Origin of the sequence: Pseudomonas sp. NFACC46-3, from assembly GCF_900114515.1 — a bacterium.
GTDB classification, from domain to species: domain Bacteria; phylum Pseudomonadota; class Gammaproteobacteria; order Pseudomonadales; family Pseudomonadaceae; genus Aquipseudomonas; species Aquipseudomonas fluorescens_Q.
The window spans coordinates 1-20,330 of the sequence record NZ_FOTH01000056.1 but is presented as its reverse complement, the minus strand read 5'-3'; the positions used below and the strand labels follow the sequence as shown (position 1 = coordinate 20,330).

18 protein-coding genes and 1 tRNA gene are annotated in these 20,330 nt (G+C 61.5%); 4 read left to right on the top strand and 15 right to left on the bottom strand.

Annotation, left to right across the window (positions count from 1 at the left end; translation table 11 throughout):
• Positions 1-2: 2 nt before the first annotated feature.
• A tRNA-Met gene (locus BM300_RS28760) sits at positions 3-79 on the bottom strand.
• Between the two features lie 285 nt (positions 80-364).
• Between BM300_RS28760 and dinB the strand changes: the two genes are divergently transcribed.
• Positions 365-1,426: a DNA polymerase IV gene (gene dinB / locus BM300_RS28755; RefSeq protein WP_063322700.1), complete on the top strand. Its 1,062-nt coding sequence runs from the start codon at positions 365-367 to the stop codon at positions 1,424-1,426.
• A gap of 204 nt (positions 1,427-1,630) precedes the next feature.
• Here dinB and BM300_RS28750 read toward each other — a convergent pair whose 3' ends face one another.
• From BM300_RS28750 to BM300_RS28735, 4 genes are all read right to left on the bottom strand, one after another.
• Positions 1,631-2,584 (bottom strand): hypothetical protein, encoded by a 954-nt coding sequence (locus tag BM300_RS28750; RefSeq protein WP_092144156.1) that lies wholly within the window; start codon positions 2,582-2,584, stop codon positions 1,631-1,633.
• A gap of 17 nt (positions 2,585-2,601) precedes the next feature.
• Entirely contained in the window at positions 2,602-4,317 is a 1,716-nt protein-coding gene (locus BM300_RS28745) for a proline--tRNA ligase (protein ID WP_092223206.1), read from the bottom strand.
• 129 nt (positions 4,318-4,446) lie between these two features.
• A complete protein-coding gene (locus BM300_RS28740) occupies positions 4,447-6,006 on the bottom strand; it encodes an AmpG family muropeptide MFS transporter (RefSeq protein ID WP_092144160.1) in 1,560 nt (519 codons plus the stop codon).
• A gap of 44 nt (positions 6,007-6,050) precedes the next feature.
• A complete protein-coding gene (locus tag BM300_RS28735; RefSeq protein ID WP_063322696.1) occupies positions 6,051-6,404 on the bottom strand; it encodes an MGMT family protein in 354 nt (117 codons plus the stop codon).
• A gap of 157 nt (positions 6,405-6,561) precedes the next feature.
• On the opposite strand from BM300_RS28735, the gene BM300_RS28730 reads away from it, so the two are divergent.
• Positions 6,562-7,569, top strand: coding sequence for a DUF481 domain-containing protein (locus BM300_RS28730; RefSeq protein WP_092144162.1), 1,008 nt, complete (start codon positions 6,562-6,564; stop codon positions 7,567-7,569).
• Positions 7,570-7,699: 130 nt separating this feature from the next.
• Here BM300_RS28730 and BM300_RS28725 read toward each other — a convergent pair whose 3' ends face one another.
• Positions 7,700-7,909: a cold-shock protein gene (locus BM300_RS28725; protein WP_002554837.1), complete on the bottom strand. Its 210-nt coding sequence runs from the start codon at positions 7,907-7,909 to the stop codon at positions 7,700-7,702.
• A gap of 354 nt (positions 7,910-8,263) precedes the next feature.
• On the opposite strand from BM300_RS28725, the gene dcd reads away from it, so the two are divergent.
• Positions 8,264-8,830, top strand: a complete 567-nt coding sequence (gene dcd, locus BM300_RS28720; RefSeq protein ID WP_003184751.1) for a dCTP deaminase — start codon at positions 8,264-8,266, stop codon at positions 8,828-8,830.
• Between the two features lie 102 nt (positions 8,831-8,932).
• Entirely contained in the window at positions 8,933-9,139 is a 207-nt protein-coding gene (locus BM300_RS28715; RefSeq protein WP_003184748.1) for a hypothetical protein, read from the top strand.
• Positions 9,140-9,209: 70 nt separating this feature from the next.
• Here BM300_RS28715 and pdeM read toward each other — a convergent pair whose 3' ends face one another.
• The 9 genes from pdeM to BM300_RS28665 form a co-directional block, all read right to left on the bottom strand.
• On the bottom strand, positions 9,210-9,866 hold the full coding sequence (gene pdeM, locus BM300_RS28710) for a ligase-associated DNA damage response endonuclease PdeM (protein ID WP_063322694.1): 657 nt from the start codon (positions 9,864-9,866) through the stop codon (positions 9,210-9,212).
• Entirely contained in the window at positions 9,866-12,352 is a 2,487-nt protein-coding gene (locus BM300_RS28705) for a ligase-associated DNA damage response DEXH box helicase (protein WP_092223204.1), read from the bottom strand. Before BM300_RS28705 ends, pdeM begins: the two co-directional genes overlap by 1 nt.
• A gap of 258 nt (positions 12,353-12,610) precedes the next feature.
• Complete coding sequence (locus BM300_RS28700; protein ID WP_053118987.1) at positions 12,611-13,375, bottom strand: ABC transporter ATP-binding protein; 765 nt, start codon at positions 13,373-13,375, stop codon at positions 12,611-12,613.
• Between the two features lie 13 nt (positions 13,376-13,388).
• Complete coding sequence (locus tag BM300_RS28695) at positions 13,389-14,507, bottom strand: succinylglutamate desuccinylase/aspartoacylase family protein (RefSeq protein ID WP_092223202.1); 1,119 nt, start codon at positions 14,505-14,507, stop codon at positions 13,389-13,391.
• A 27-nt stretch (positions 14,508-14,534) separates the two neighbouring features.
• Positions 14,535-15,245: an ABC transporter permease gene (locus BM300_RS28690; RefSeq protein WP_092144168.1), complete on the bottom strand. Its 711-nt coding sequence runs from the start codon at positions 15,243-15,245 to the stop codon at positions 14,535-14,537.
• On the bottom strand, positions 15,242-15,970 hold the full coding sequence (locus tag BM300_RS28685) for an ABC transporter permease (RefSeq protein ID WP_063322690.1): 729 nt from the start codon (positions 15,968-15,970) through the stop codon (positions 15,242-15,244). The genes BM300_RS28690 and BM300_RS28685 overlap by 4 nt, the downstream gene beginning before the upstream one ends.
• Before the next feature lie 58 nt (positions 15,971-16,028).
• Positions 16,029-16,811 carry a transporter substrate-binding domain-containing protein gene (locus tag BM300_RS28680; protein WP_092144170.1) on the bottom strand — a complete coding sequence of 261 codons (783 nt, stop codon included), beginning with the start codon at positions 16,809-16,811 and terminating at the stop codon, positions 16,029-16,031.
• A gap of 360 nt (positions 16,812-17,171) precedes the next feature.
• A complete protein-coding gene (locus BM300_RS28670) occupies positions 17,172-18,860 on the bottom strand; it encodes an ATP-dependent DNA ligase (protein WP_092464649.1) in 1,689 nt (562 codons plus the stop codon).
• Entirely contained in the window at positions 18,857-19,888 is a 1,032-nt protein-coding gene (locus BM300_RS28665) for a ligase-associated DNA damage response exonuclease (RefSeq protein WP_092144175.1), read from the bottom strand. The genes BM300_RS28670 and BM300_RS28665 overlap by 4 nt, the downstream gene beginning before the upstream one ends.
• Positions 19,889-20,330 lie beyond the last annotated feature (442 nt).

Below are 20,330 nucleotides of genomic sequence, written 5' to 3'. Positions count from 1 at the left end.
TTTGGTTGCGGGAGCCGGATTTGAACCGACGACCTTCGGGTTATGAGCCCGACGAGCTACCAGACTGCTCCATCCCGCGTCTGTGTGGCGGCATTCTACAGAGGATCGCGCTGCTGTCAACCCTGGCCTCACAAAAAACTGTTCCGCTTCAAGCGGTTAGCCTTGGAGAAAGGCATTGTGACAGCGCTGTGACGCAGGCCCGGCAAGGGCTGAGCTCTATTGGCGGCTTCGTTGCGATTGATGAAGTAAATTTGTGTGGGCACTTTCGGCTCCCAACGAAGGATCTTTCAAACTACTGGTGCTATGTACAGGTGTCGGTGCGATACTGGTGGCCCGATTCGTCGCATACCCTGCTTCTTTATTTATGACGCAACGTAAGATCATTCATGTCGACTGTGACTGTTTCTATGCCGCTATCGAAATGCGCGATGACCCGCGGCTGGCCGGCAAGCCCTTGGCGGTGGGAGGCTCGGCGGATCGGCGGGGCGTGATTGCCACCTGTAACTACGAAGCGCGGGCCTATGGGGTGCGCTCGGCCATGTCCTCCGGCCACGCCTTGAAGCTTTGCCCGGACCTCACCATCGTCAAGCCACGAATGGATGCCTATCGGGAAGCGTCGAAGGAAATTCATACGATTTTCAGCGATTACACTGACCTGATCGAGCCGCTGTCGCTGGACGAGGCCTACCTGGACGTCTCCGCCAGCGCCCATTTCGGTGGCAGCGCCACGCGCATCGCCCAGGACATTCGCCGGCGGGTTTCCAACCAGTTGCACATCACGGTGTCGGCAGGCGTCGCGCCGAACAAGTTCCTGGCCAAGATCGCCAGCGACTGGAAGAAGCCCAACGGGTTGTTCGTCATCACCCCCGACCAAGTCGAGGATTTTGTCTCGGCCCTGCCGGTCAGCAAGCTTCACGGTGTTGGAAAGGTCACCGCCGATAAGCTGAACCGGCTTGGCATCGTCGATTGCCTGCAGTTGCGCCAATGGGACAAGTTGGCGCTGGTGCGCGAATTCGGCAGTTTCGGTGAGCGGCTCTGGAGCCTGGCTCGTGGGATCGATGAGCGGCTGGTGCACAACGACAGCCGACGGCAGTCCATCAGTGTGGAAAACACTTACGATGTCGACCTGCCTGACCTGGTGAGTTGCCTCGACAAGCTGCCGGAACTGATGGAAACCCTCAGCGGACGCATGGCGCGGATCGACAGCAGTTATCGACCGGGCAAGCCGTTCGTCAAAGTGAAATTCCACGACTTCACCCAGACCACACTGGAACAGGCCGGGGCAGGGCGGGACCTGGGCAGCTACCAGTTGCTGTTGACCCAGGCGTTCAACCGGGGCGGCAAGCCGGTGCGGTTATTGGGGATCGGGGTGCGGCTGGAGGATTTGCGCGGTGGGTTTGAGCAGTTGGAGTTGTTTGAGCGGTGAGGCTGTCGGTTGGCTGAATTCCTTGCCTTGCCTTGCCTTGCTCTTGTGGCGAGGGAGCTTGCTCCCGCTGGGCTGCGAAGCGGCCCTTGAATCTGCCGCCTCGGTGTGTCAGGTTCATTGAGTCAACCGCTATTGGGTCTGCTGCGCAGCCCAGCGGGAGCAAGCTCCCTCGCCACAAGAGAGGTTGACCAATCCAAGCTGGACTCAGTTGGCGCCAGGATCCGCCACCAACCGTCCACCATCCTTGGTCAGTGCTTTCAAAAACTCGGTTTGCAACTCCGGATCATTGCGGGTCAGTTCGATCAGGCTCTGTTCCAGTTCGCTGGCCTCTTCTTCAAGCCCCAGCTCCGACAGGCGCTTGACTCGATGCACCCATTGGCTCACCTCGTCATCTTCCAGGTCGTCGTAGATCAACGCGTGGGCTTCCAGCAGCTTGCTGCGCAGGGTGCTGCTGATGCTCAGGGATGAATCGGTGTGCACTTCGTCCTGGGCATCCGTCACGCTGATCTGCAATTTGCCGAATTGGCTCAGGTCCTGCTCGGCGAACGGGCTTTCCAGCAGGTTCAGGCGCAGCACGCCGTTACGGTCGGTGCTCAGCTCGAAGGTTTGCCGGGCGGCCTTGACCTCCACCGGGCGTTCGCTCCAAGGCAGGCTCGAGTGTTCCGTACGCTTGTCGCGCTGGACTTCGTCGATGCCCGCCAGGTTCTGCTGGGCGCGGCCATGGGAGGGGACGTTCATGAACGGGTTGAGCCCGGCGAAGCCATAGCTGATCCAGTCACGGGTCGCCGAGTCCGGCAGGTTGCCAAGGGCGAACACATTGACCACGTTCGCACCGACGCCGGCCACCACGGCCACCGCGCCCAGGGGAATCTCGTAGATCTCCCGCCAGGGTTGGTACGGCGTGTAGCGATCGTAATGACGAGTGACCTCGAACTCGGTGACTTCGAAGGTCTTCTGCTCATTGATGCGCACCCGACGCTGCGGCAGGTCGAGCACCTTGGGTTCGCCCACGTCGATTAGCAGGCTGTGGTCGAGCAATTTGCGCTCGATCCGCTCTTCGTGCTCGCTGCGTTGCGACATTTGGTTGGCACAGCCGCTGACCAGCAGGGCGCCGCACAGGGCGGCGCCACCGAGGCCTAAGGTGTTTCGCTTGAACATGACGTCTCTATCTGGTGTCAGCGGCGGATACGGGCCTGGAGGAACGACAGCACGTCGGCGACCGGCAGCGCTTGCGGCTCGGCTTCGGTGCGGCTCTTGTATTCCAGGTTGCCTTCGGCCAGGCCACGGTCACTGACGACGATCCGATGCGGGATGCCGATCAGTTCCATGTCCGCGAACTTGATGCCGGGGCTGGTTTTCTTGTCGCGGTCGTCCAGCAGCACTTCGAAGCCGGCGGCCGTCAGTTCGGCGTAGAGCTTGTCGGTGGCTTCGCGCACCAGGTCGGTTTCATAGCGCAGCGGAACCAGGGCAATCTGGAAAGGCGCCAGCGTGTCGCTCCAGATGATGCCTTTCTCGTCGTTGTTCTGCTCGATGGCGGCAGCTACCACGCGAGAAACACCGATGCCGTAGCAGCCCATTTCCAGGGTGACCGGCTTGCCGTTCTCGCCCAGTACTTCGCACTTCATCGCCTTGCTGTACTTGTTGCCCAGCTGGAAGATGTGCCCGACTTCGATACCGCGCTTGATTTCCAGGGTGCCCTTGCCGTCCGGGCTCGGGTCGCCGGCCACGACGTTGCGCAGGTCCGCGATGGTAGGAACCGGCAGGTCGCGTTCCCAGTTCACGCCGAAGTAGTGTTTGTCGTCGATGTTGGCGCCGATGGCGAAGTCGCTCATCAATGCCACCGAACGGTCGATGATGATCGGCAGCGGCAGGTTCAGCGGGCCGAGGGAACCGGCACCGGCGCCGATGGCGTCGCGCAGTTCGGCTTCGGTAGCCATGACCAGCGGGCTGGCGACGCCTGGCTGGTTGGCGGCCTTGATTTCGTTCAGCTCGTGGTCGCCACGGACGATCAGGGCAATCAGCTTGCCTTCCTCTTCGGCCCGCACGATCAGGGTCTTGATGGTGCGTTCAATTGGCAGGTCGTAGCCTTCCACCAGTTGGGCAATGGTCTTGGCGTTCGGCGTGTCCACCAGGCGCAGCTCTTCGGTCGGCGCGGCGCGGGAGGTTTCCCGTGGCACGGCTTCGGCTTTCTCGATGTTGGCGGCGTAGTCGGAGCCATTGCTGAAGACGATGTCGTCTTCGCCGGACTCGGCCAGTACGTGGAACTCGTGGGAGCCGGCACCGCCGATGGAGCCGTTGTCGGCTTCAACCGGACGGAATTTCAGGCCCAGACGGGTGAATACGTTGCAATATGCCTGGTGCATGCGGTCGTAGGTGACTTGCAGCGAGGCCAGGTCGGTGTGGAACGAGTAGGCGTCCTTCATGATGAATTCGCGACCGCGCATCAGGCCGAAGCGTGGACGGATTTCGTCACGGAATTTGGTCTGGATCTGATACAGGTTGATCGGCAGCTGCTTGTAGCTGCTCAACTCGTTGCGCATCAGGTCGGTGATCACTTCTTCGTGAGTCGGGCCTGCACAGAAGTCGCGACCGTGACGGTCTTTGATGCGCAGCAGCTCAGGGCCGTATTCTTCCCAGCGCCCCGATTCCTGCCACAGCTCGGCCGGTTGGGTGCCCGGCATCAACACTTCCAGGGAGCCGGCAGCGTCCATCTCTTCGCGAACGATGGCTTCAACCTTGCGCATGACCCGCAGGCCCATTGGCAGCCAGGTGTACAGGCCCGAGGCGAGTTTGCGGATCATGCCGGCACGCAGCATCAACTGATGGCTGATCACGACGGCGTCGGAAGGCGTTTCTTTCTGTGTGGCGAGCAAATATTGACTGGTGCGCATGGTTGGCCGTTGTCGGTTGCTGATGACGAGAAGTGACGGGGCATTGTACGGGCGAGATGCCCTGGCGTACAGGCGCGTGGCCGGTCGCCCGATGCGAACGCCGGTTTCCCCGGCGTTTTCTGACGTTTCCTACGACTCTTCCGCAGGTCGGGTGGGCGTCGGTTCGGCGGTGGGCGTCGAGCCCTGGCGACGGTTCTCCTGGAACCAGTGCAAGGCGATCAGCAGCAGGGTCGGAACGCCCAGCAACGCGGTGATCAGGAAGAAATTGTGATAGCCGAACTTCTCCACCATCACCCCTGAATAACCACCGATCAGGCGCGGCAGCAACAGCATGATCGAGCTGAGCAGGGCGTATTGGGTGGCGGAGAATTTCAGGTTGGTCAGGCTCGACAGGTAGGCGACGAACGCCGAAGTGGCCAGGCCGGAGCTGAAGTTGTCCAGGGAGATAGTGACAATCAGCATCTTCAGGTTGGCGCCCATGTCGGTGAGCATCAGGAAGAGGATGTTGGTGCCCGCCGAGGCGACACCGCCGATGAACAGGATGGGCAGGATGCCGAAACGTACGATCAGCAGGCCGCCCATGCCGGCGCCGACGAGGGTCATGATCAGCCCGAAAATCTTGCTGACGCTGGCGATCTGGTCCTTGGTGAACCCTTGGTCGATGTAGAACACGTTGGCCATGACACCCATGACGGTGTCAGACATGCGATAGGTTGCGATCAGTCCGAGCAGCAGCAGCGCCTGCCAGCGGTAACGCAGGATGAAATCGTTTACCGGCGTCAGCACCGGCGCTAATCCGCGGCGGCCCACGGCCGACAGGCACAGGGCGGTCAGGATGATATAGAGGATGGCCCGCAGGAACGCGCGGTCTTCGAGCAGCAGGTCAAGCAGGCTGACGCCCTCGAACAGCACGCTGGCGAAGTCGGTGTTGTAGAGCTGGGTGAACATCGCCGGGACAGACACCAGCAGCACGATCAGTACGAACACCGACGCCAGTTGATGGGCGAACGAGTAGCGTCCGGCCTGCAGTTGGGTGCGCAGAGGCACCGGCGGTTCGCGCATGAACAGCGAGGTAAGCAACGCCGGGACCATCAATACGCCGAACAGCAGGTAAGTGCCGGCCCAGGCCGAGTGTTTGTAGCTGAAGCCAGTGGAGCCAAACCCTTCGGCGAAAAACAGCGCGCCAGCAGTGGCCAGCAGTGCCGCGATGCGGTAGCCGGACATGTAGCTGGCGGCGAGGGCGGCCTGGCGGGTGTCGTCGGCGATCTCCAGGCGATAGGCGTCGACGGCGATGTCCTGCGTTGCAGAGGCGAAGGCCACGATGACGGCGATGGCGATCAACCATGACAGGTGTTTCTGTGGGTCGCAGAACCCCATGCCGATCAGGCCGAGGATTACTAGGCCTTGGGAGAGCACCAGCCATGAACGCCGACGCCCGAGTTTACCCAGCAACGGCAGGCGCCATTGGTCGAGCAGCGGCGACCAGACCCATTTAAAGGCATACGCCAGGCCGATCAGGCTCGCGTAGCCGATGGTTTCGCGGGCCACACCGGCTTCGCGCAACCAGACCGAAAGTGTGGAAAACACTAGCATGTACGGCAAGCCGGCGGCGAAGCCAAGCAGCAACAGCACGAGCGTCGAGGGACTGGCATAGGCGGCGAGGGCGGCGCGCCAGGTTTTACGGGGCATGGGCTGGAGTCTGCCTCAAAAATTGCGAAAACAAAGCGCGCACTCTAACCGCTGTGCTCTACCGGGCGCCAGCCATGGCGCTGAATATCAACACGATTGTTCAGGACACTGATGCCTTCCATGCGCAGGCGTGCGCGCTGTTCATCCCCTGAGGCGCTGCCCGCCGGTAGGCTGATCCGACCGCCGGCACCCAATACCCGATGCCAGGGCAGCTTCGTGTCGTTCGGCAACTGGCTGAGAGTCCGCCCGACCCAGCGCGCCGCGCGGCCCAGGCCGGCCATTTCAGCCAGTTGGCCATAGGTGACGACCTTGCCCGCCGGCACTTGTGCCAGGGTCAGGTAAAGGGTCGTGCGGCGGATCTGGGCGGCGTTCTCGGTGTCCGTTGGGGTGTCAGTCACGTAAAGGTTCCTGAATGAGGTGTCCGTCTGTAGATTAATTCCTACGAGGCGGGTTGAGAAATGAACTCATCCGCCCTACATGGGTCAGTCCTTGCTGAGGTGTCATCCTGGGGGATAATGCCGCCTTTTCACTGAAAACTTGAGCCCATTATCGCTTATGTTGTCTAGAACCCTGTTGTGCCTAGCTGTTACCAGCGCCTCCATGCCCTTGCTTGCCGATACCGTCTGGTTGAAGAACGGTGACAAGCTGACCGGTAAAATCACCGTTTTCGATGGCGGCAAGTTGCTGATCCAGACTGATTACGCTGGCGCGATTCCCATCGACTGGAAACAGGTCAAAACCCTCGAAAGCGACCAGCAATTGCTGGTCAAGCAGGATGCCTACACTGGCGAGAAAGCCAAGGCGCTGCAGGCCGCCGAGGATGGCAAGGTCACCTTGGCCAACGGTGATGCGCCCAAGACCGTTGATCTGGCCAGCATCCAGCAGATCCTCAAGCCCAAGCCGGTGGTCGAGGACCTGGTGTGGAAAGGCAACATCGATGCCGCGCTGGATTACCAGCGTGCGGAAAACGATACCGACGATTACGACATCGACTTCAAGACCTCGGCTCGCCACGGCAGATGGCGGCACACCGCCGAGGGTGAATACAACCGTGAGTTCCAGGACGATGTGGTTTCCGCCGATAACTGGCGCCTGGAATATTCCCTCGACCGGTTCCTGACGGACAAATGGTTCTGGCAAGGCCGCCTGAACTACAAGCGTGACAAAGTCGAAGACCTGGCGCGCCAGCGCGTGGTGGGTACCGGTCCGGGTTATCAGTTCTGGGATGACGAGCTGGGCGCGTTCTCGCTGGGTTCGCTGTTGAACCGCACCGACTATGAATACCGCGACGGCGGTAAGGACAACTTCTATTCCGTCGCCATGAAATGGGACTACAACCGCTACCTGATTGGCAAGCGCGTCGAGTTCTTCACCAATGGCGAAGTGGGCAAGCCGCTGTCCGACGTGGCGGATTATGCCTACGACGCCGAGGTGGGGCTGCGCTACAAGGTCACCGATTGGGCGTCGCTCAACCTCAAGGCTGAGAAGGATGTCATCGAGGGCACTGAAGACAGTGACTTGAGCAAGACGCGGTACACGGCAGGGTTTGGCGTGACCTGGTAATTCGGGCTCACCCACACACACCTGTGGGAGCGAGCTTGCTCCCACAGTTTTTTTGTGCCCTGGGAAAAACACCCAGGCACAAAAAAGCCCCGCTTTTGAGGGCGGGGCCTTTTACTAAAGCAAGGACAAGTTAGATAACTTGAACTTCTTCAGCTTGCATGCCTTTCTGACCGCGGGTAGCGATGAAAGAAACCTGTTGGCCTTCTTTCAGGCTTTTGAAGCCGTCGGATTGGATAGCTTTGAAGTGAACGAACAGATCGTCACCGGATTGTGGGGTGATGAAGCCGAAGCCTTTTTCATCGTTGAACCACTTAACGGTACCGGTTTGGCGATTAGACATGGTGTAACTCCTTGAACAAAGATAACTGCGACTCAGGAAGAACCCTGGCCGAGACTGAGTGCAAAGAGCAGGAAAAATTCTTGTAGATGGTTGGATCGAAATTCAACATATCGTGTAGAGATTCTCAGTGACACAAGCAGCACAGTGGCGCCACCTTAACCCTTTTTCCAGAATGTGCCAATGGTCTTTGCGAAGGTTTCTCTTATTTGGTGACTGACGGCGCGGGCGATGGCCGGCAGGACCCGGAAATCAAGGCGGATCGGCGAGATTTGCGTGCCGCGCTTTGAACTCGGACCCGTGCCCCAGTAAGATGCCGGACGTATTTTTTCCACCTCGCTATTTCAGGAAACCGCCATGAGCATCAAATCGGACAAGTGGATTCGCCGCATGGCGCAAGAGCACGGCATGATCGAGCCCTTCGTCGAACGCCAGATGCGTGGCGAAGGCGCCGACCGGCTGATCTCCTTCGGTGTCTCCAGCTACGGCTACGACGTGCGCTGCGCCGACGAATTCAAGGTGTTCACCAATATCAACTCGGCCACCGTCGACCCGAAGAACTTCGACGAAAAGAGCTTCGTCGACGTTAAAAGCGACGTTTGCATCATCCCGCCGAACTCCTTCGCCCTGGCCCGTACCGTCGAGTACTTCCGCATCCCGCGCAACGTGCTGACCATCTGCCTGGGCAAGAGCACCTACGCCCGTTGCGGCATCATCGTCAACGTCACGCCGCTGGAACCCGAGTGGGAAGGTCACGTGACCCTGGAGTTCTCCAACACCACGACCTTGCCGGCGAAAATCTACGCCAACGAAGGTGTGGCGCAGATGCTGTTCCTGGAATCCGATGAAGAGTGCGAAGTGTCCTACAAGGATCGTGGCGGCAAATACCAGGGCCAGCGCGGTGTGACCCTGCCGCGTACCTGAATCTGACGAGCTGTTGGAATTCCTGGGCGGGCAGACACTCTATTGCGTGTACTGCCCGTTTTTGTGTGTCAGCGCAGCGGGCCTTCGCTCAGGAGTTGCTCTATGAAGATCGATCCGCGAATCAGTGCCGAACTGGCAAGGCTTGAGCCCAATCAGATCGGCGTCATGGCCTGGTCATTGCTGGCCCATCCTGTCGAAGCGGCGGGCGGCATCCCTGGCCAGCCTGATCCCGACACCCCCAACGAACAACCTACCGAACCCGGCGAGCCTACGCTGCCGGATGAGCCGCCTCCTGCGCCTGTGGCATGACATCAGCTGCAAGTTGCGAGCTGCAAGCTGCAAGTTGAGACACCTAGCCTTGGCTTGAAGCTTGAAGCTTTCAACTGACAGGCCATATTTCGTTATCGCCGATGACAAAAATCCTGCAATCGCTGCCCTGCTCGACCCGGTAACCGCCCGTGAACGCACCGAAGGCCGGCAGCAGGCTGATCTCGCTGCCCAGCCGAAAGCAGGCCAGGCGAAGGCGTTGCCGGCCCTTGCCGCTCAGGTGGTAGACCGGGTGCACGTGACCGGCCAGCACATGGCGGCTGGGATGTGGGGCAGGCTCGTGTTGCACGGCGAAAGGGCCCAGAAGCAACGGCTCCGGTACGACGCGAATGTTCAGCGCTGGCGGTGGGTCACCGGCGCGTTTGTCGTGGTTGCCACGAATCAGCGTCATGGCCAGGTGCGGATGTCGCACACGCCAATCGGAAAGTGCCTTCAAGGTGCCGGGCGCATGAGAGCCGGGACCGTGGAGAAAATCCCCGAGAAAAATCAACTGTCGGCATGGCAGGCTGGCCAGCAACGCATCCAGCACGGCGATGTTGCTGGCGGTGGTGCCGTGGGGCACCGGTTGCCCGAGGCTGCGATAGGCGGCGGCCTTGCCGAAATGAACATCGGCCACCATCAGGGTTTCCTGGGCGGGCCAGTACACGGCTTTTTCCGGGAGCAACCAGAGTTCTTCGCCGGCCAGGCTGACGGGGTAAGGCGCTGGCATCAGGTGTCACCGCGATCGGCAGTCTTTTCCAGTTCGCTGACCATCCGCCGGATGCGGTCGGCGAGCTTTTCCGAACTCATGCTTTCCCGGAATCGCTCCACCAGCAGCGGAAACCCGAGCGGGGTGGGGCGCTTGATCACGTGCAGGTCCAGCTTCAAGGTATTGAGGCGTTGCAAGGTCTGCTCCAGTCGACGGATATCCAATTCTTCGCGCAAGACTTCCTCCCCGGCCTGGGCCAGCAAGAGATTGTCGGCGTCGTATTGCTTGAACACCTGGAAGAACAATCCGCTGGACGCCTGGACTTGCCGGGTGCTTTTCGGTGCGCCGGGATAGCCGGCAAAGACCAGTCCGGCGATCCGGGCGATTTCGCGAAAACGCCTCAGGGCCAATTCCCCGGCGTTCAGGCTCGCAAGTACGTCGGTCAGCAGGTGATCGACGCTCAGCAGGCCGGGGGTCAGGTATTGCGACCAATCCACTGCCGTGGCGCTGAGCAGTTCCAGGCCGTAATCGTTGACCGCAATGGAAAACGTCAGTGGCTGTTGCTGGCTGACACGCCAGGCCAGCAGGCTGGCCAGGCCCAGATGAACCTGGCGACCGGCAAACGGGTAGAGGAACAGGTGCCAGCCCTCCCGGGACTTGAGAGCTTCGGCCAGCAATGTGCTCTGCGTGGGCAAACCGGACCAGCGTTGTTGAGTCAAGAGCAGGGGCTGCACGGCGTGCATCTCTGGGCCCTCGAAGCGGCCCGAGGCGGCTTCGCTCAAACGGGCCACGACGGCGGCGGCCAATTCGCTGGAGAGCGGCATGCGCCCGCCGTTCCAGCGCGGCACAGCGGCCTTCTTGGCCTGGCTGCGTCGCACGTAGGCGGTCATGTCCTCGACCCGGACCAATTCCAGCAAACGCCCGGCGAACAGGAAACCGTCACCGGGGCGCAGGCGGGCGATGAAGCCTTCCTCTACGCTGCCCAGGGTCTTGCCGCCCCCGCCTTTGCTCCAGAACTTCAATTGCAGGCTGGCATCGCTGACGATGGTGCCGATGCTCATGCGGTGACGCCGGGCCAGGCGTGCGTCAGGCACTCGCCAGATCCCGTGTTCGTCCGGTTCGACGCGTCGATAATCGGGGTAGGCGGTCAATGACAGGCCGCCATGGCGCACAAACGCCAGGGCCCAGGCCCATTCGGCCGGGTTGAGGTCGCGGTAGGCCCAGGCACCTCGCACTTCCTCGAACAATTCGGCGGGAACGAAGCCACCACCCAGGGCCATGCTCACCAAGTGCTGCACCAGCACATCCAGCGGCTTGCGGGGCGATTCGCGCGGTTCGATGCGCCGTTGGGCCACGGCGTCCTGCGCGGCGGCGGCCTCGATCAATTCCAGGCTGTGGGTCGGCACCAGCGTCACCCGCGAGGTCCGGCCCGGTGCGTGGCCGGAGCGCCCGGCCCGTTGCATCAGCCGGGCTACGCCCTTGGCCGAGCCAATCTGCAGCACCCGTTCCACTGGCAGGAAGTCCACCCCCAGGTCCAGGCTGGACGTGCAGACCACCGCTTTGAGCTGGCCGTTCTTCAATGCCTGTTCCACCCAATCCCGGGTGTCACGCGACAGCGAGCTATGGTGCAGGGCGATCAACCCGGCCCAATCGGGCCGCGTCTCAAGCAGCGCCTGATACCAGATTTCCGACTGTGCCCGGGTGTTGGTGAAGACCAGGCAGCTGCTGCTGGCGTCGATTTCGGCCACGACCCGGGGCAGCATTTTCAGGCCGATGTGCCCGGCCCAGGGGAAACGTTCGAGGGTCGGGGGTAACAGTGTGTCGACCCGCAGCGCCTTGCCATCGACTCCCTGCACGCTGATTCCGTTGCCTTGCGGGATCAATACCTGTCCGGCGTGGGCCTGGTTGCCCAGGGTCGCGGACACGCCCCAGACGATGAGTTCGGGATGCCAGTGCCGCAAGCGCGCCAGGGCCAGTTGCAATTGCACGCCACGTTTGTTGCCGAGCAACTCGTGCCATTCATCCACCACGACCATGCGCAGGGTCGAGACGGCGGTATGCGCATCGGCCCGGGCGAGGATCAGGGTCAGGCTTTCGGGGGTGGTGATCAGCGCGGTGGGCAGGCGCCGGCCCTGGCGGGCGCGTTCGTTGGCGCTGGTATCGCCGGTGCGCAGGCCGACACTCCAGGGCACTTGCAGGTCTGCCAGGGGCGCTTCGAGGGCTTTGCCGGTGTCGGCCGCCAATGCGCGCATCGGCGTGATCCACAGGACGGTCAGCGGTTCGGCCGGCGGTTTGCGTTTGCGCGGTTTATCCAGCGGCGGTGCCGGTCGAGCGAAACGGTTGAGGGCGGCTAACCACACGGCATAGGTTTTGCCGGCACCGGTACTGGCATGCAGCAGCCCGGACTCCCCCCGCTTGACCGCGGCCCAGACCTGCTTCTGAAAGACGAACGGCTTCCAGCCGCGGGCATCGAACCACTGTTTCGCGAAATTATTGGATGTCGCCATGCCTGCCGCGTGCGCCCTGAAAGTCCTTCTTCAGTGACCACGGTGGGAGGTGAAAGGTTTTAAAAAACCTGTGGCGAGGGGATTTATCCCCGCTGGGCTGCGAAGCAGCCCCAAAAAGCTCAAGAATAATTTGCCAGACGCACCGAGGCGATCAACTGAGGGGCTGCTTCAGCCCAACGGGGATAAATCCCCTCGCCACAGATAAATCCCCTCGCCACAAGAGCAGTACCTGGCCCCTCAATTCAGGTGTGCCGAGCTTTATTTCAGGTTGCCACTGAGGAACTGCTTGAGCCGTTCACTGGTGGGATTGCCCAGCACGTCTTCCGGTGCGCCTTCTTCTTCCACCAGGCCCTGGTGCAGGAACAGCACCTGGTTCGAGACCTTGCGGGCGAAGCTCATTTCGTGGGTCACCATGATCATGGTCCGGCCCTCTTCGGCCAGGCCCTGGATCACCTTCAGCACTTCGCCCACCAGCTCCGGGTCCAAGGCCGAAGTGGGTTCGTCGAACAGCATCACCTCCGGTTCCATCGCCAGGGCACGGGCAATGGCCACGCGCTGTTGCTGGCCGCCGGAGAGGAAAGCCGGGTACTGCTCGGCAACCCGCGCCGGCAGGCCGACCTTGTCGAGATAACGACGCGCACGGTCGTCGGCTTCCTGCTTGCTCACGCCCAACACCCGGCGCGGCGCCATGGTGATGTTTTCCAGCACGGTCATGTGGCTCCACAGGTTGAAGTGTTGGAACACCATGGCCAGGCGCGTGCGGATACGTTGCAGTTCGTCGGCGTCGGCCACGTGCATGCCGTGGCGGTCCTTGATCATCTGGATCGGCTGGCCGTCCAGGCTCATGGCGCCGTCGTTGGGTTGTTCCAGGAAGTTGATGCAGCGCAAAAAGGTACTTTTGCCTGAGCCGCTGGCGCCAATGAGGCTGATGACGTCGCCGGTCTTGGCCTTGAGCGAAACGCCCTTGAGCACTTCATGTTCGCCATAGCTTTTATGCAGGCCTTCGATGGTCAGTTTGTACATGGAGCATGCATCCTCAAGGCGAAAGTAGGTAGCCGCTGCGATAGGCTTCGGTGCCGGCGACATGGGCGATCACCATGCCGGCCGTGGCCATGCGGCGCAGCGAACGGGCGTACAGCAGCCCGGCGTTACGGCAATGAACGGGGGTGACGGTGTCGTTGACCGGATCGATGACTTCCGCGATCAACTGCCCCGCCTCCAGGTATTCGCCGGGCAGGGCGCTGTAGACCAGCAACCCACCCACGGGCGTCGCCACCGGCTCGACAGCGGCCAGCGGCGTGGCCGGGTAGGGCAGCTCGGGCATGGGCATCGGTTCGCCGTCGATGGCGCCGAAACGGATCAGGTATTCGATCAAGGCCTGGCAGTCCAGGCTCGCCAGCCCGTGGTTGACGTCACCCTGGCCACGCAACTCCACGGTGACCGAAAAACTGCCCAGGGGAATCTCGAAGCGTTCGCCGAAGCGTTCTTTGAGTTGCCACCAGAGCAGGGTGAAGCATTCATCGAACGACTGGCCGCCCGAATCGGTCGCCAGCAGGCAGGCTTCGGCGCCGATGTAGCGGGCCAGCGGTTCGACTTGTGGCCAGGCTTCGGGTGTGGTGTAGAGGTGGGCCACGGCTTCGAAGTCGCAATGCAGGTCCAGCACCATGTCGGCGTCGCAGGCCAGCCGTTGCAGGGTCAGGCGCAGGGATTGCAATTGCGTGCCTGGGGACTGCCGGGCGAGGGCGTCGCGCAGGCGGGTGCGGATCAGCATCAGGTTGTGCTGCGGATCGTCGGTGAGCAGGTCCTGGATTTCGTTGCCGATCTCTTCGCTCAGGTCGACGAAGCGGCGGTTGAAGTTCTGCCCGCTCTCGGTTTCGTAGCGGCCCAGGGGCACGTCCATCAGCACTTGTTCGAGGCCGATGGGGTTGGCGACGGGCACCAGCACGATCTCGTGGCGCAGGTGGCCCGACGCTTCGAGTTCGGCCAGGCGCTGCTTGAGGTGCCAGGCGACCAGCATGCCCGGCAGTTCATCGGCGTGCAGGGACGACTGGATATAGATTTTGCCGACGGCTTTTTCCGGGCCGAAGTGGAAGCTGTGGATCTTGCGTGCGGTCCCCGGTACCGGGGCCAGCAGGTCATGGATCTGGTGGCGCATTTGCGTGTGTGTCCTGGAACGGAAGCCCTAGTGAGTCGGCCCGAGAAAGGCCAACCAGCGGCGTTCGGCGAGGCGGAAGAGGCCCACCAGTGCAAAGGTGACGGTCAGGTAGATCAACGCGGCGATCCCGAACGACTGGAACGTCAGGAACGTCGCCGAGTTGGCGTCCCGGGCCACTTTCAGCACGTCTGGAACGGTAGCGGTGAACGCCACGGTCGTCGAGTGCAGCATCAAGATGACTTCGTTGCTGTAATACGGCAGCGAGCGCCGCAGCGCCGACGGCATGATCACGTAGGTGTACAGCTTCCAACCGGTCAGGCCGTAGGCCTTGGCCGCCTCGACTTCGCCATGGTTCATGCTGCGAATCGCCCCGGCGAAAATTTCCGTGGTGTAGGCGCAGGTGTTCAAGGCGAAGGCCAGGATCGTGCAGTTCATCGCATCGCGAAAGAAACTGTCGAGCAGCGGCTGGGCGCGCACCGCCGCGATGCTGTAGATGCCGGTATAGCAGATCAGCAGTTGGATATAGAGCGGTGTGCCACGGAACAGGTAGGTGTAGAACTGCACCGGCCAGCGGACGTAGAACTTGGGTGAAACCCGGGCGATGGACAGCGGGATCGATACCAGGAAACCGATCAGCAGCGAGGCGCTGAGCAGCCACAGGGTCATGGCCAGGCCCGTGACGTTGACACCATCGCTGTAAAGGAATGGCCGCCAGTACTCTTGCAGAAGTTCGATCATCGCACCGCCTCCCGGGCTCCAGCGGCGTAGCGGCGTTCAAGCCAGCGCAGGATGAAATTGGACGCGCTGGTGATCAGCAGATAAATCAGCGCCGCCAGCACCAGGAAGTAGAACAACTGGTAGGTGCTCTTGCCCGCATCCTGGGCCGCCTTGACCAGGTCGGCCAGGCCGATGATCGACACCAGCGCGGTAGCCTTGAGCATCACCATCCAGTTGTTGCCGATACCCGGCAGGGCAAAGCGCATCATTTGCGGAAACACCACGAAGCGAAAGCGCTGGCCACGCTTGAGGCCATACGCAGTGGCGGCTTCGACCTGGCCTCGGGGGACCGAGAGGATCGCACCGCGAAAGGTTTCGGTGAAGTACGCGCCATAGATGAAGCCCAGGGTGATCACCCCGGCGCCGAATGGGTCGATCTCGATGTATTCCCATTCCATGAAGTCGGTAAGCGAGGTCAGCCAGGTTTGCAGGCTGTAGAAGATCAGCAGCATCAGCACCAGGTCCGGCACGCCGCGGATCAGCGTGGTGTAGAGCTGGGCAGGGATTCGCAGCAGTTTGACGCTGGACAGCTTGGCACTGGCGCCCAGCAGGCCGAGCAAGACGCTCAACAACAAAGACAGGGCCGATAGCTTGATGGTCATCCAGGTGCCTTGCATCAGCAGCGGGCCAAAGCCCTGCAGGCTGAAGGCGGAGAGCCCCAGATTTTGTAGGAGTTGTTCGAACATGGAAGAAAGCCTTTGGCAGGAGAAAAGCGCCCATCCGAGACCGGATGGGCGCAGCGCATTATTTGCCGCTGTACAGATTCAGATCGCCAAAGTGTTTTTTCTGGATCTCGGCGTATTTGCCGTCGTCGTGTAACGCTTTGATACCTTTATCCAAAAGTGCCTTCAGCTCACTGTTACCTTTCTTGATACCAATCGCGGTCTTGGAGGGCAGCAATTCGCTGTCCACTGGCTTGCTGACTTCATAACCTTCGCCTTTTGGCGACTTCAGGAAGCCCAGCTCGGCCTGGAGCATGTCCTGGATCGCCGCGTCGAGGCGACCCGAGGTCAGGTCGGCGTAGACCTGGTCCTGGTTCTGGTAGGCCTGGGTCTTGACGCCGGCCTTGTCCAGCACGGCCTTGGCGTAGGCTTCCTGGATGGTGCCTTGCTCGTAGCCGACGGTCTTGCCTTTGAGCGAGGCAACGTCTTCGCTCAGGCCCGAGCCTTTCTTGAAGACATAGGCCGTTGGGCCGGAGAACAGCTCGCTGGAAAAGTCGATGGCTTTTTCGCGGGCCGGGGTAACGGTCATGGAGGAGATCACGCCGTCGAATTTATTAGCCTTGAGGCCCGGGATCATGCCGTCGAAATCACTTTCGACCCATTTGCATTTGACCTTCAGCTCTGCGCAGATCGCGTTGCCCAGATCGATGTCGAAACCGACCAGGCTGCCGTCGGCGGCTTTGGACTCAAACGGGGCGTAGGAAGGGTCGACACCAAAACGCAGTTCCTTGTATTCCTTGGCCGTGGCGACGCCAGCAGCCATGCACAACGCCAGTGCAGAAAGGGTCAGCAGTGCTTTTTTCATTATTCAATCCCTAAAACCAATATGAGCGCTTGTGGCGCGTAAGTATTGTTACCGGTGAAGGCGAGAACGGTATGACGGCATAAAGGTAGCAATTTCCGAACCAGAGTGCCGAACAAGTGTTTTAAAAGCTTCGGCGACGGGTGACGGAATGCGATGGTGCGCGGGGATGAGCGTACATCAAAAAGTGCACCGGGATGGAGCGCTCTTCGGTGGCGAGGGAGCTTGCTCCCGCTGGGGCGCGAAGCGGCCCCCTGCGGTGTGTCAGTCAGAACCAGGGGGCCGCTTCGCAGCCCAGCGGGAGCAAGCTCCCTCGCCACATGTGTTTGTGCAAACTTGACGACCCCGGACATGCAGAGGGGGTTATTTCAGCAGGTCCTGAAGCGTTGCCAAGGTATCTGCCTCTTCGACGGTTTTGTCCTGGCGCCAACGCAACATCCGTGGAAAGCGCACCGCGATCCCACTCTTGTGGCGATTGGACAGGGCGATGCCTTCGAAACCCAGTTCGAACACCAGGGTGGGCGTGACGCTGCTCACCGGGCCGAACTTCTCCACGGTGGTCTTGCGCACGATGTTGTCGACCTGGCGCATTTCTGCATCGGTCAGCCCTGAATAAGCCTTGGCAAATGGCACCAGTGTGCGCTCGCGACTGTCCGGCGGGTTGTCCCATACGGCGAAGGTGTAGTCGCTGTACAGGCTGGCGCGCCGGCCGTGGCCGCGCTGGGCATAGATCAGCACCGCGTCGACGCTGAAGGGGTCGATCTTCCATTTCCACCACACGCCCATGTCCTTGGTGCGGCCGACGCCGTACAGCGCGTTGCGGGCCTTGAGCATCATGCCTTCGACACCGAGGCGGCGAGAGCCTTCGCGTTGCCGGGCGAGGTCGAACCAGTCTTGGCCGGTGACCGTTGGCGACGGCAACAATACCGGACTGCGAACACGGGCGATCAGCGCCTCCAGCTGGTCGCGGCGCTCGGCCTGGGGACGGCTGCGCCAGTCCTCGCCTTGCCATTCCAGCAGGTCGTAGGCCATCACCACCACCGGGGCATCGTCGAGGATTTTCTTGCCAAGGGTCTTGCGACCGATGCGCTGTTGCAGCAGGGCGAAGGGTTGCACCGCAGGCTGCAACGGTGCGTCCGGGTCGAAGGCGTCTTCGGTAACCGACTGGGGGGCTTTCCAGACCACAATTTCACCGTCGATCACCGTGCCGTCGGGCAGCGCCTGGGCCAGTGAATGCAGTTCCGGAAATCGCTCAGTGACCAAGTCCTCGCCTCGCGACCAGACCCACAAATGGCCGTCGCGCTTGATCACCTGGGCGCGGATCCCATCCCATTTCCATTCCACCTGCCAGTCGCTGGCCGGCCCCAGCAGCGTGTCGAATTGCTCCACGGGTGCAGACAGCGCATGGGCCAGGAAAAACGGATAAGGCTGGCCGCCGCGCTGGGCATGTTCATCGTCGGATTCGGCCGCGATCAGCTTGAGGTAACTGGCCGCCGTCGGCCGATGGGACAGGTCGGTGTAGCCCACCAGGCGCTGGGCCACCCGTTTGCTGTCCAGCCCGGCCATGCCCGCCAGGGCCCGAGTCACCAGCAGTTTGGACACGCCGACGCGGAAACTGCCGGTGATGAGCTTGATGCAGAGCATCAGGCTGGGCCGGTCGAGTTGCGCCCACAACGCCGGTAAGCGTTGCGCCAATACCTCGGGCGACTCACCGCGCAAGGGCAGCAGTTTCTCCTCGATCCACAGCGCCAGGCCTTCGTCGGAGCTGTGGGGCGATTCGGGTAATACCAGCGAAATGGTTTCGGCCAGGTCGCCCACGGCCTGATAACTTTCTTCGAATAGCCAGAGCGACAACCCGGATATCTGGACCGCCAACTCCCGCAGGATTTTTACCGGCACCAGTTGCCGTGGACGCCCGCCGGAAAGGAAATACACGGCCCACGCCGCATCCTGGGGTGGGGCTTTGCTGAAATAGTCCTGCATGGCGGCGAGCTTGGCATTGCTGGAGGTGGTGGCGTCCAGTTCGGCGTACAACTCGGCGAAGGCTTTCATGGCGCCTCCTCCCCGCTGTTGGTGGCCATGGCGAGGTCTTCTTCATCGTCACCGTATTCGGTGCTGAACGCTTGGGCGTCGAGGCCTTGCTCGCAGAGATGGCGCACCAGCACGCTTACCGAACCGTGCGTGACCATCACCCGTTCGGCGCCGGTCTGTTCGATGGCCCAGAGCAGGCCGGGCCAGTCGGCGTGGTCGGACAGCACAAAACCCCGGTCCACGCCACGTCGCCGACGCGTACCGCGTAGGCGCATCCAGCCGCTGGCGAAGGCGTCGCTGTAGTCGCCAAAGCGGCGCATCCAGCTGCTGCCTCCGGCAGAGGGCGGGGCGATGACCAGCGCCTGGCCCATGATCGGGTCGTTCTTCTTGACATCGCCGGCGTAGATCGTTGGCGGGAGATGGACCCCGGCCTCGCGGTAGACCCGATTCAGCGGTTCCACCGCGCCATGGGCCAGGATCGGGCCGAGGCTTTCGTCGATGCCGTGGAGAATTCGCTGAGCCTTGCCGAAGGAATAGCAGAACAACACGCTGGCCCGGCCGGCGGCGATGTTCCCATGCCACCACTGGTTGATCTCGTCGAAAATCTGCGCCTGGGGCTGCCAGCGGTAGATCGGCAGGCCGAAGGTGGATTCCGTGATGAAGGTATGGCATTTCACCGGCTCGAATGGGGTGCAGGTGCCGTCAGGCTCGACTTTGTAATCCCCCGACGCCACCCAGACCTCGCCTTGATATTCCAGCCGCACCTGGGCCGAGCCCAGCACATGGCCGGCGGGGTGAAAGCTCAAGGTCACGCCATGGTGCGACAGGCGTTCGCCGTAAGGCAGCGTTTGCAGGTTGATGTCCTGGCCCAGGCGTGATCGCAGGATGCCTTCGCCGGGTGCCGCTGCCAGGTAGTGTTGGTTGCCACTGCGGGCATGGTCGCCGTGGGCGTGGGTGATGACCGAGCGTTCCACCGCCCGCCACGGGTCGATGTAGAAATCCCCGGGCGGGCAGTACAAGCCTTCGGGGCGGGCAATGACAAGATCCATGCGGTCACCGGAGCGATGGGCTTGTCAGGTAGAGGCGCAGGCGAGGGGGGAAGTTCTATCGGGTTTTGATGGCGCAGGATCAGGTGGCTGAATGGACAAATGTGGCGAGGGGATTTATCCCCGTTGGGCTGCGATATAGGTAGTCCGTTCCTTGCTCCCCCATACTGATACTCGCTGGAGTCCGGTTGTTGCGAGGAAGGAACATGCACCTGCGAGCTACGAATAGGGCTGCAACGCATCTCGATGATTACTGCTTCACCTTCGAGCCCAGCAGGTGCGCTTGCGCCCTCTAACGAACACTCAGGGAAAGCCGGGCACGGCTCTCTATATCGCCTTCGCTGGACGCAAGCATGCATGTTCCTGCATGTACTTTAGCGTCTGTGGAGGTGTGCAATGCAAACGCTCTTGTCTCAGAAATTCACTGCTTATATCGGAATTGATT